Raw genomic sequence first — 2,788 nt, 5'->3', positions numbered from 1 at the left:
GGTCTGGTAATTGCATTTCATTTCCTTCCAAGAACCTGAATTCTGCGATTTCTGCGGGTAACGGGTTAATTACAGCTTTTCCGCTTCATCATTTTTCCCAGGATGGTTTTCATTATGAGGGGACTCGGTCGCATCCTTATTATCGAGAGGCCTGATGGTTCAGGGGAGGCTTCATCCTCAAGGCTTCAGGGGCTTTCTGTTCCTGTTGAATTGAAGCGTATCAGCATTGGTACAGAGGAGGTGGTGCTGAGGGAGTTCAGGCCTGGGATGGTGTTGTACATAGTGGACAGAGTGGATGACGTGTTGATGGAATCTGTCGCTGTTGTGCGTCACTGGTCATCGCGGGTGCTGATACTTCTGCGGGCATCAGATATGGTGGGGAGGGGAGATTTTCCGGAGGTTGACAGAGTTTTAAGTGGAGAGGAACTGGGGAGGATTGATAGTATCGTAATGGGGATTATCCGCAGGGATATTGCAGGTGGAGAGGATGGGGATCAATTTACTTACGAGAGGAGGTGCCGTGAACTGGTAGAGAACGCAAACAGTATCATTCTTCTGTGGAACAGGGAAGGGAAGGTTACATTTGCAAACAGGTTCGCTCTTGATTTTTTCGGTTACACTGAGGAGGAGGTGATTGGGAAGGGAATTTCGATTTTTTTTGAGTTCAGGCCCGATCTGGAGAAAGACATAGGACTGTTGATACAGAGCATTGTAAGTGATCCTGACAGTTATGTGAATATGGAGCATGAGAATGTGAAGAGCAACGGGGAGAAGGTTTGGATCGCCTATACCAATCGTCCTTTGTTTGATGAGCGTGGAAATCTTGTGGAGATATTATCGATTGGTAATGATATCACTCCAATAAAGGTTGTAACCTGGGAGCTTCAGTACCGGGTCGATCTTGAGAAGCTCATTAACACTCTGGCTACAAATCTGATCAATACCAGGATTGAACGGATAAGTATGGTGATCAACAACTCCCTTAGACTTCTGGTGAAATTCCTGGAAATGGACAGGGGGTATATCTGTCTTTCTGCCGGTAATGGGGTGTATGAGTGCAGGTATGAGTGGAGAAAGAAAGGGCTTGCTCAGAATCGGCTGGATTACAATTACAGGCTGCGTCCTGGGAGCGGGGACAGGTTTGGTATAGTGTATGTAAAGTCGCTGGATGCAGCATCCCAGGAGGAGAGGGCTCTGTTGTCAAAGCAGGGTATAAAATCTCTGGTTAAGGTTCCTCTTGTGTATGAGGCAAAGGTTTTGGGGTATCTGATTTTCGAGTCGTTCACAAAAAACTGGGAGTTATCTGAGGTAGTAAAGAAAGTACTGAGGCTTTCCGCGGCGATGTTTGTAAACGCGCTCGAGCGTAAAAAGATGGTTGAGGCACTTGTGTCGGAGAAGGAGCTGACTCAGAAGTATCTTGATATATCGAGACTGAATGAAAGCAGGCTGAGACTTATTGTGCTTAATTCGCCTGATCAGATTTTCCAGCAGGATCTTGATTTCCGGTATACCTGGATACCGCGCAAGGCGATTCCATCATTGAAGTCTGACATTCTGGGCAGAACAGATTCCGAGATTTTCAGTAGTGAAGATGCTGAGGTGTTGAGCAAATTGAAGGGGGAGGTGATAAGGAGCGGCAGGGGCAGGCGTCAGGAGATCGGTTTGCATGTGGATGGGGATTTGAGGTATTTCGACGCGGTTTTTGAGCCATGGAGGGATTCCAGGAGGAGTGTAGTTGGCATTCTGGGTTACATGAGGGATATTACCGAGCGTAAACTTATGGAGCAGAAGCTTGAGCGGGAGACGGAACGGGCGGAGCTGAGGGCAAGTGAAAGTGAGGAGAGCAGAAATATTCTCAATGCTCTTATGGAATATATCCCGGAGGGGATTATTATCGCTGATGCTCCGGAATTGAATGTCAGGATAATGAGCAAGGAAGCGGTGGAGATGCTGGGTGTACCGGTTAATGAGGTGATGGGGATAGTGCGGAGCAGGGGGCCGGCTTTGTGGGGATTTCTTAAAATGGACGGGACGTTTCCGAGGAATGGAGAGTTTCCCCTTCACAGGGCGGTTTTAAGCGGAGAGGTGATCAATGATGAGGAGTGGATAATCCGCAGGCGTGACAGTGGTGAGATGGTGGTGTCTGTCAATGCCGGTCCTATTCTCGATCACAATAAAAGGATTGCGGGCGGTGTTGTTTCTTTCAGTGATATTTCTGCGCGGAAGAGGGCTGAGCAGGAGATACGTATCCGTACGGAGGAGCTGGCAGCCGCCAATGCCCGTCTCGAGGAACTTGACAGATTAAAGAGTGAGTTTGTTTCAATGGCATCTCATGAGTTAAGAACTCCTCTTACAGGAATAATTGGTCTTACTCAGACTCTTCTTTCAAAGGACATAGAGCTGACCAATGATGAGCGTGAAAGGTTTTTAAGTATAATCGAATCGGAAGGGAAGCGTCTTGGAACTCTTCTGAGTGACCTGCTTGACTTGACAAAGATAGAAACCGGAGTCTCTGAAATTCATCCGGTGAATATTGATATTGCCGATCTGATCAGGGAGACTGTGGGAATTATTCCTGTACCGGAAGATGTGAAACTCCGTGTAGAGGTGCCTCAGGATCGACCGTTTTGCGGGAGAGCGGATCATGACAGGATAAAGCAGGTATTGATGAACCTGGTTGACAACGCGATCCGTTATGCCAGTCCGGGAGAGGTAACCGTAGCAATTCATCAGGTTGATCATAAGCTTCAGATCGATGTAAGTGATACAGGAGCGGGTCTCAGTCCTG

The 2,788-nt window shown here is 47.7% G+C and carries 1 protein-coding gene; it reads left to right on the top strand.

Annotated elements, in window-relative coordinates; all coding sequences use genetic code 11:
* Positions 1–114: 114 nt before the first annotated feature.
* Positions 115–2,788, top strand: a 2,674-nt coding sequence (locus GX089_00890; GenBank protein NLP01027.1) for a PAS domain S-box protein, incomplete at its 3' end; no start/stop codon positions are given.

It is taken from the genome of Fibrobacter sp., from assembly GCA_012523595.1.
Classification (GTDB): Bacteria; Fibrobacterota; Chitinivibrionia; order Chitinivibrionales; family Chitinispirillaceae; genus JAAYIG01.
Note: the sequence above shows the minus strand (reverse complement) of the source record. Positions and strands in the feature narration are given on the sequence as shown.